The 9,068-nt window shown below is 64.2% G+C and carries 9 protein-coding genes and 1 pseudogene; 2 read left to right on the top strand and 8 right to left on the bottom strand.

Annotation, left to right across the window (positions count from 1 at the left end):
* Positions 1 to 312, top strand: a 312-nt coding sequence (locus tag JYJ84_RS21010) for a LysR substrate-binding domain-containing protein (RefSeq protein ID WP_240201884.1), incomplete at its 5' end; no start/stop codon positions are given.
* Positions 313 to 481: 169 nt separating this feature from the next.
* Entirely contained in the window at positions 482 to 1,366 is an 885-nt protein-coding gene (gene purU, locus JYJ84_RS21015; protein WP_175223178.1) for a formyltetrahydrofolate deformylase, read from the top strand.
* Between the two features lie 19 nt (positions 1,367 to 1,385).
* On the opposite strand, the gene JYJ84_RS21020 is transcribed toward purU, so the two are convergent.
* The 8 genes and pseudogenes from JYJ84_RS21020 to JYJ84_RS21050 form a co-directional block, all read right to left on the bottom strand.
* Entirely contained in the window at positions 1,386 to 2,378 is a 993-nt protein-coding gene (locus JYJ84_RS21020) for a DMT family transporter (protein ID WP_175223179.1), read from the bottom strand.
* Between the two features lie 167 nt (positions 2,379 to 2,545).
* The gene (locus JYJ84_RS21025) at positions 2,546 to 3,163 is read right to left on the bottom strand and encodes a TetR/AcrR family transcriptional regulator (RefSeq protein ID WP_122947840.1); all 618 of its coding nucleotides are present in this window, start codon (positions 3,161 to 3,163) and stop codon (positions 2,546 to 2,548) included.
* Positions 3,164 to 3,254: 91 nt separating this feature from the next.
* Positions 3,255 to 3,389, bottom strand: a complete 135-nt coding sequence (locus JYJ84_RS38265; RefSeq protein WP_264172952.1) for a hypothetical protein — start codon at positions 3,387 to 3,389, stop codon at positions 3,255 to 3,257.
* A gap of 196 nt (positions 3,390 to 3,585) precedes the next feature.
* Positions 3,586 to 5,241, bottom strand: coding sequence for an APC family permease (locus JYJ84_RS21030; protein ID WP_122947841.1), 1,656 nt, complete (start codon positions 5,239 to 5,241; stop codon positions 3,586 to 3,588).
* A gap of 178 nt (positions 5,242 to 5,419) precedes the next feature.
* Positions 5,420 to 6,283 carry a glycine betaine ABC transporter substrate-binding protein gene (locus tag JYJ84_RS21035; protein ID WP_122947842.1) on the bottom strand — a complete coding sequence of 288 codons (864 nt, stop codon included), beginning with the start codon at positions 6,281 to 6,283 and terminating at the stop codon, positions 5,420 to 5,422.
* Between the two features lie 134 nt (positions 6,284 to 6,417).
* Entirely contained in the window at positions 6,418 to 7,566 is a 1,149-nt protein-coding gene (locus tag JYJ84_RS21040; protein WP_122947843.1) for a hybrid-cluster NAD(P)-dependent oxidoreductase, read from the bottom strand.
* Between the two features lie 30 nt (positions 7,567 to 7,596).
* Complete coding sequence (locus tag JYJ84_RS21045) at positions 7,597 to 8,838, bottom strand: aromatic ring-hydroxylating dioxygenase subunit alpha (RefSeq protein WP_122947844.1); 1,242 nt, start codon at positions 8,836 to 8,838, stop codon at positions 7,597 to 7,599.
* A 52-nt stretch (positions 8,839 to 8,890) separates the two neighbouring features.
* Positions 8,891 to 9,068 (bottom strand): annotated as a pseudogene (locus tag JYJ84_RS21050) (electron transfer flavoprotein subunit beta/FixA family protein); the annotation flags it as partial.

Consider the following 9,068-nt stretch of genomic DNA (forward strand, 5'->3'; position numbering starts at 1 on the left):
CGCCCCGAGCGCTGGCTGTCGTGGTCCGGCTGGTTCGACGCGCACGGCCTCGATACGGCCGCCGCCGCGCGCGGCGTGACCTTCAACAGCTACGCGCTCGTGATCCATGCGGCGCTGCTCGGCGAAGGCGTTGCGCTCGGCTGGTCGCCGCTCGTCGACGAACTCGTCGCGTCCGGGCAGCTCGTGAAGCTCGTTGACGCGCCGGTCGTCACGTCGCGCGGCTACTTCCTGGTGCGGCCGCCGCAGCGGCCCGAGCCGGACGCGACCCACGTGTTCCGACGCTGGCTGCTCGACGCGTGCGCGAGCGCCTGACGCGCCCTGCCCGCCCCCGCGTGCTGGCGCGCCGATACCAGCCACACGGCGCGTTGGTTCTATCCGCCCCAAAATCGTCCTGATTTACTTGAGCCTCCCGCTACCCGCGCGGCGCGGCGCTTTCGTGCGCCGCCGCACGGCCGTGCGCCCATGCCACCCGAGGAGTCTCATGACCGCCGAGCATCGCCCCGATCAATTCGTCCTGACACTGTCGTGCCCGAGCGCGGCCGGCCAGGTCGCCGCCGTCGTCGGCTTTCTCGATCGCCATCGCTGCTATGTCGATGCGCTGAACGTGTTCGACGACGATCTCAGCACCCGCTTCTTCGTGCGCTGCGTCTTTCATCCGACGGATGAAACGCTGCAGATCGACGCGCTGCGCCAGGAATTCGCGCCGATCGCGGCCAGCCTCGGCGGCCAGCAGGGCGACATGCAGTGGGCCATCCACGACGTGAACGCACGGCCGAAGGTGCTGATCATGGTGTCGAAGCTCGAGCACTGCCTCGCGGACCTGCTGTTCCGCTGGCGGATGGGCGAGCTGAAGATGGACATCGTCGGCATCGTGTCGAACCATCCCGATTTCGAACCGCTCGCCGCGCAGCACGGGCTGCCGTTCCACCACTTCCCGATCACGGCCGATACGAAGGCGCAGCAGGAAGCGCAGTGGCTCGACTTCTTCGAGTCGAGCGGCGCCGAGCTCGTGATCCTCGCGCGCTACATGCAGGTGCTGTCGCAGGAAACGAGCGCGAAGCTCGCGAACCGCGCGATCAACATCCATCATTCGTTCCTGCCCGGCTTCAAGGGCGCGAAGCCGTATCACCAGGCGCATGCGCGCGGCGTGAAGCTGATCGGCGCGACCGCGCACTTCGTCACCGACGATCTCGACGAAGGCCCGATCATCGAGCAGGTCGTCGAGCGCGTCGATCACGCGTTGCGCCCGGAGCAACTGCTCGCGGTAGGGCGCGATGTCGAATCGCTCACGCTGGCGCGCGCGGTGAAGGCGTTCATCGAGCGGCGCGTGTTTCTGAACGGGGATCGGACGGTGGTGTTTTCGTAAGGCGCGAAGGGCGCGACGCTCATGTGGACGCAGACGGCACGCGTGCGGGCGTCGTGCCGATTCGACGCGCCCTGCGCCGCAGGTACAGGTTGTTCAGGATCAGCGCCGCGCCCGTCAGCGCGGCGCCCGCGATCTGCGCGTGATTGGGCACGACGCCCGTGAATGCGGAAACGACGAATGCCGTGATCGGCACGATGTCCATGAACAGCGTGCCGTTCATCGGCCCGAGAATCCGGTTGCCCGTCATCCACAGCAGGATCGCGCCGAAGCCGGCTACCGGCCCCATGTACGCGAGATGCGGCAGGACCGCGTGCACCGCGGCGAGTGACGGTGCCGCGATCCGGTGCGTGACGATCAGCAGCAGATTGACCGCGACGATCGTGGTCAGTCCGAGCCAGGTCGTGAAGGTCGTGTATTTCAATGCCGACCAGCGGGTGAAGCGCGCCGCGCCGAACGTATAGACGACCCAGCACAACGCGCCGACGATGATCAGCGCGTTGGCCGCGTAGTGCTGCGGCGCGTGCAGCGCGGCGCTCACGTCCCCGCGCGTGATGACGAGCGCCACGCCGGCAAAGGACAGCACGACGAACAGCACCGACACCGGCGCGGGCGCGACACGCCGCACCAGTGCGTTGAGCAGCAGCCCCATCATCGGCTGCGTGGCCATCATGATCGACGCGGTCAGCGCCCCTTCGTCGCCGGCCAGTTGCTGGCCCAGGAACACGAACGACCCGAATCCGCAGAAGCCGATCGACCCGAGCAGCCACGCGAGTGCCACGGGCTCGCCGGCCGAACGGAACGCACCGGGCCCTTCGACGAGCCGCAGCAACCCGATGAAGCCGATGCCGGCGATCAGATAGCGCAGCGACGTGAACGTAAAGGGATCGATGTACCGCAACGCATCGGTCATCACCGGAAACATCACGCCTATCAGGATCGTCGCGGTCACACATGCCACGACGCCCTTCCCGTACGCGTTCGCGGCGGGCGTTGCGAGTGTTGCGTTATTCATGACTGATCATTCCCAAATTAATTGAACAATGATGCCGGTGCGGCTGCGCGCAGCGGCCGTGTCACATCAACTTCCTTGCCGTCCTTGCCTGCCCTTCACGGTCTCGACGCGGGCACCCGGAATGCCTCACATTTGAAACCGATCATTCCCAAAATAATCAAAAAAAATCAGGTCAGCGCCCGCATCGCGATATCGACGATCGATGCCAGTTCCGCCTCCGACGCGCTCGACTTGCCCAGCACGCGCATCCCCTGGATCAGGCACAGCAGGAACCGGCCCACCTCTTCCGGATCGAGATTCCGGTCGAAATCGCCCGACTGCTGGCCGCGTGCGATGGCCAGGCTGAATTGCGTGCCGATGCGAAGCAGCGTCGATTCGATGTACGGGCGCAATGCGTCGTCGCCGGGCAGGAGTTCGACGGCCGAATTCGTGATGAAGCAGCCGCGTCGCTCCGACAGCCGTACACCGATTTCCGTGTAGTACAGCAGTGCATCCCGGAGGGCCTGCCGCGGCGGCAGATCCGCCGCGAGACGCTCCTTGAGTCGGGCGATCGCGCCTTCCGCATAACGGTCGAACGCGGCGACCAGCAACCCGTGCTTGTCGCCGAACGTGCGGTACAGGCTGCCGCGAAAGACGCCGGTCGCCTCGCACAACGCGTCGATCGACGTCGCGTGATACCCCTGCTCCCAGAACACGCGTGCTGCCGCGTCGATCACCTCGTCGGTGTCGAATTCGCGTGGGCGCCCCCTGTCACGGGTGCCGGAAGATGTCGAGGTCGGGCTCATGGAAGCCGATATTAGAACCGATCATTCTCAAAATCAAGCTGCCGCGCCCGGTTGCATGACCTGACTTCCGGAATGGGACACGCCGGCCCGATCACGGTGCCGACGGATCGAAGCCGGGAAACTGCTGCCCGGCGTCGCCGGACGAGAGGTAGGAAATCGCGCGCTCCAGCGCGCCAGTCCGGATCAACTGACCGCACGCGCGGCAGCGATAAAGCTCGGACTGCATGGGTTCATTCACCGCCACCTCATCGTAGTTCGATGTAGGTAACGGGAATTTCAGGCATGTGGAACACGGCATCACGATTTCCCGGCGGGCATCCTGTCACGCCGGCATTATCGCGCATGACGTGCCGCGGTCCCGCGACGGCCCCGTGTGCGGTTTCCGGAGCCATCGCGTGCTGCGGCACGCACGCATTACCGCGTCACTTCACCCACGCAAAGTAATACGACAGCCAGATCGTCAGCCCAGCGCCAACCAGCGCCGCGTAAGGCATCAGGTTCAGCCACATCGCACGCTTCGGCACTTCGAGTTCCATGTCGCGCTGCATCTGCGCGGGGAACCGGCCACGATCCTGCCAGTAGTGACGGAACAGGAACACCGGCACGATCAGCAGCATCGCGATCAGGCCGTTGCGCAGCGTACCGTCGCCCTGCAGGTTCGCACCCGCGCCGACATACACGAGGTTCGCGTAGCCGCAGATCGAGCCACCGACGAGCAGCCACGTCGGACAGCGGAACGGCCGATCCCAGTTGCCGCGATCCATCCGGTGGATCCAGCCCGACTGAAGATTCAGGAATACGAACAGCATGTAGCAGACGTTCGAGATCGACAGCACCGTCATGTAGTCCGACATCATCAGCAACACGAGGTTGAAGCCGAGATCGGTCCACATCGCGCGCGTGGGCGAGCCGTGCTCGTTCACGTGCGACAGGTACTTCGGCAGCCAGCCGTCGACCGATGCCTGGTACAGCGTGCGCGACGAGCCCATCATCGACGTCATCACGATCAGCAGGATCGACAGCATCAGCATCACGACGACCGCATTCGCGACCCATGCCCCGCCGCCGACGATCTTCGCCATCGCGGCCGCGACGCCGGTGCCGTCGCCGATCGACGGATCGAGCATCGCCTGCGTGCCGAGCGCGCCCTGGAACGCCAACGGCACGAGCGTCATCACAACGAGACACAGTGCGCCCGACCAGAAGATCGCCTTGGCGGTATCGCGCCGCGGATCGCGGAATTCACGCGTGTAGCAGACGGCCGTCTCGAAGCCGTACGACGCCCAGCCGGCCATGAACATCGCGCCGAGCGCCATCGTGACGCCCTGCCCGTTCCACGAGCCGAACGTCGCGGCCGTGAGATTGCCGTGCGCGTCGTGACCGAGCGGCAGCAGCGGGAGCAGGTTCGACATCGGCACGTCGCCCGTGATGAACGGCACGATGCCGACGATCAGAAGCGGCGTGAGCGACGCGATACCGAGAATGCGCTGAGTGCGCGCAGCCTTCGATGCACCGCTGTGCTGAAGCTTGAACGTAATGAGAAGCAGGATCGTCGCGATGATGAACGTCGCATTGATCCGCAGGGACAGACCCGGCTTGATGAACCCGAGATCCGCAACCTTGAGCTGCCAGTGCAGCACCGCCGCGTCGGCGGGAAAGAGACTCGTGAGCGCATAGCTTGCCGCGAGGCCGCAACCGAGCGCGAGCATCGGCGACCACGCGAGCCAGTTGCACCACACGGAAACCGGGGCAATCAGCTTGCTGTAACGGACCCAGCCGATCGCGCCATACACGGACGCGCCGCCCGATTTATGGGGAAATAGTCCCGATATTTCCGCATAAGTCGCGCTTTGAACCAGCCCCATCGTGATCGCGGCGATCCAGATCGCCCACGCGGGCTGACCGATCGTCGCGCATACGCCGCCGATCGTGAACAGCACGCCTGCCGGCACGCCGCTCGTCACCCAAAAAGCGTCTTTCCAAGTCAGGCCACGATGCAGCGTGTGGCCCGTCGAATCATGTGAGATGGTTGCCTCAACATCACTGGTGCTGTTCGCACGCAGTCCTGCCTGACTCATCCAATTCCTCCTGTGATGACTCCGCACAAGGGCCGTAGTGTAACAATTTACGGGCTTTCTTGCAGAATCAAAAAAATAATTCCGGGATATGACCGCATCGCAGTGCGATTGTTTCGGTATCCTGCTGATCAATCCCGGACTGTCTCTTCATGTTTTTATTGCGGCGAATCGTCGCGCTTTACTGCGCGCCTTCCGTCCACGCATTCACGCGATCCGCGTGTGCGGAGATCCACGCATCGGCGGCCGCATCGGGCTTCGAGCCGTTCTGGATCGCGAGCATCACGCTGTCGATTTCACCCGGCTTCCACTGGAATTTCTTCAGGAACGCGACCACCGGCTTCGCCTTCGTTTCGAGCGCCGGATTCACGACGCTGTCGACGTGCTCGGCGTCGCCGTACACCTTCTTCGGATCCTCGAGGAAGCGCAGCTTCCACTTCGCGAACATCCAGTGCGGCGCCCAGCCGGTGATGATGACCGGCTTGTTCGCATGGATCGAACGCGCGAGTTCGGCCGTCATCGCGCTGCCCGAACTCGGCATCAGCGTGTAGTTCAGCCCGTAGTTCTTGATCGCGTCGTCGGTCTTGCGCATCACGCCTGCACCGGCGTCGATGCCGACGATGCGGCCGCCGAAATCGCTCTTCTCCGCGTTCAGGTCGTCGATGCTCTTCGCCTTCACGTAGGCCGGCACGATCAGGCCGATCTTCGCGTCGGGAAAGTTGGTGCCGAGATTGACGACCTTGGACTTGAACTGCTCCCAGTACGCGCCCTGCGTGACCGGCAACCAGGCGGACAGCGTGCCGTCGAGGTCGCCGCGTGCGACGCCCTGCCACATCACACCGGCCGCGACCGGCACGAGCTGGACCGGATAGCCGAACTTCTTCTCGATGATGCGTGCCGCGACGTTCGACGTCGCCACGCTGTCGTCCCAGCCTTCGACGTAACCGATCTTCAGCGTGGGCTTCGTATCGGCGAGCGCCGATGCGCTCAGTGCCACCATTGCCGACAGTGCGCCGGTCCACAACAGTTTTCCGAACAGCTTCATGGTCGATCTCCTTGATGTGCGCACCGTGCGCGTTGTCTCTCTAGGTTCTTCAACCACAAATCCGCGGTATCGTTGTTTTCCGACGGATGCTTGTCCGGGCGCGACGCACCCGGACAACCGATGGCGTGATGCGACTACTTGTCGATCACGAGATCCGACAGCGGCTTGCTGCAGCACAGCAGCACCATGCCCTGGTCGATCTCGCGCTGGCGGATGCCGCCGTTGTGCTTCATTTCAACCTGCCCCGACACGAGCTTCACCTTGCAGGTGCCGCACATGCCCTGCGTGCACGAGGCCGGCAGCCGCACGCCCGACTGGCGTGCCGCGTCGAGCACGTGCTGCTCCGAGCCGCACGAAATCTCGCGATTGCTCTTTGCGAAGCTGACCGTGTACTGCTTGGTGTCGGTGTCGGCGCCTTCGGCCGGCGGGGCGAGATCGGCGAGCAGTTCGTCGCTTGCAGTTTGCGCGAGCGTTTCGAACGAGAAGCTTTCCTCGTGATACTGCTTGCGATCGAAGCCGGCTTCGTCGAGCAGGTCGCGCACGGCCTTCATGTACGGCGCGGGGCCGCACGTGAAGATCTCGCGCTCCATGAAATCCGGTGCGATCAGCTTCAGCAACGGCAGCGTCAGGAAGCCCGTGACGCCCGGCCAGTTCGTCCGCGCACCCAGCCGCTCGACGACGAACGACGTGCGGAAATTCGTGTGGTTCGATGCGATCAGGTCGAGCTCGCGCGCGAAGATGATGTCGTCCGGCGTGCGTGCGCTGTGCACGAACAGGATGTCGCGATCTTCCGCGAGATCATGGTGTGCGCGGCTCATCGACATCAGTGGCGTGACGCCCGAGCCGGCCGACAGGAACAGGTACTTGCGCGCCGGATGCCGTGCGCACGTGAACTCGCCGGCCGGGCCGAGCACGCGCACCGGTGCGCCCGGCTGCAGGTTGTCGTGCAGCCAGTTCGACACCTTGCCGCCCGGCACGCGCTTCACGGTGATCGACACCGTGTGCGGCCGCGCCGGCGACGACGAGATCGTGTAGCAGCGGTTGATCGTCTCGCCGTCGATGTCGAGCTCGAGCGTGAGGAACTGCCCGGGCTCGAACGAGAACGAGCGGCCTTGCGGCGAACGGAAGAAGAAACTCTTCACGTCGTGCGTTTCCTGCCGCACGTGGCAGCACACCAGCGTTTCCTCGACGTCGCTCGTCCAGCGCTCGGGAAGGGCGTTCCAGAACGCCGGGTGCGTCACCCGGCTGTCCGTCGGCTCGAAGTTGGCCGCATCTCGCATCATGTCTAACTCCGCTTGTACGCTGCTGTACGCTTATTCGCCGGTTTTTTCGGCGAGCCGGCCGATGTACCAGGCCGAGAATTTTTCGACGAGACCTTCCGTGAACGGCGAATACGGGCCCGGCTCGTACGCGCTGCTGGTCGCGCCGCGCTGCGAGAACTCGACGAGCGCGCGATCCTGGTCGTTGGTCGCATTCCACACGGCCGTGAGGTTCTTCACGTCGTAGTCGATGCCTTCCTTCGCATCCTTGTGCACGAGCCACTTCGTGCGCACGAGCGTCTTGCCGGCCGACAGCGGGATCACCGAGAACGTCACGATGTGATCGCTCATGAAGTGGTGCCACGAGTTCGGCTGCGTCCAGAACGACAGCCCGCCGAGGTCCGCCTTGTCGAAGCCGCCGAGCAGCTTCTTCGACGCGACCTTCGCATCGAGCGTCTGCGATTCGCCGTGGCGATCGAGCGGCAGGCGTTGCGTGCGGAAACCCGTCACGTCGAGCAGCTTCTCGATCTCTTCGGACGGCAGGCCCATCTCGGCCCACTCCTTGCCGCGGCGCACGCATGTTTCAGCGAACGCGTCCATGCCTTCGGCGTTCGCGTCGGAGCGCTGGTAGCCGAAGCCGTATTCGTACAGCGAGATGGTGAGCTCCGGATGGTTCGCGACGCAGTGATAGCACTCGCGGTTGTTCTCCATCGTGAGCTTCCAGTTGCCTTCCTCGATGATGTCGACCTGCGCGGCGATCTTCGTGCTCGGCAGATCGTGCGGCAGCAGGTACGGCTCCATCTCGGCGCGCAGCTGCGCGAAGTCGGCGGGCGGCTCGTCGGCGAGGCAGACGAAGATCAGGCCCGCGAGATTCTCGACGTGCACCGACTTCAGGCTGTGCTTGCAGCGGTCGAACTTCTCGCCCATGTGCTCGGCGAACATCAGCTGGCCCGTCAGGTTGTAGGTCCAGCTGTGGTACGGGCACACGATGTTGCCGACCGAGCCCTTGTCTTCGTTGCACAGGCGCGCGCCGCGGTGACGGCACACGTTGTGGAACGCGCGGATCGCCATGTCGTCGTCGCGCACGATCAGGATCGAATCGCTCCCCAGCTCCACGGTCACGTAGTCGCCCGGCTCCGGAATGTCCGGTTCGACCGCCACCTGGATCCAGTGCTGGCGGAAAATCGCCTCCATGTCGAGCGCGAAGATGTCCTCGCTCGTGTAGAACGGCGCTTCGAGGCTGTGCCCTTCCTTGCGCCGCTCGATCAATGCACGAATGTCTGCCGATACTTTCATCGTTTGCTCCGGATTCCTTGCATCCCTGGGTTCTTGCCGACAGGCATCAAAATCAGTAGTCGATGAGCTGATGCTCGCGCAAATACGCGAGGATCACTTGTGCTTTTTCGACCGAACTCCCTTCATTTACGACGTTGCCGCCACGGCTTTCGGTCGTCGTCGCGGACAGCATCCGGGCATGCCCGGAGCGCTTCTCGGCGGCGACCAGCTTTACGGGTTTACGCTCGATC

It is taken from the genome of Burkholderia sp. LMG 13014 (assembly GCF_905232215.1).
GTDB lineage: Bacteria > Pseudomonadota > Gammaproteobacteria > Burkholderiales > Burkholderiaceae > Burkholderia.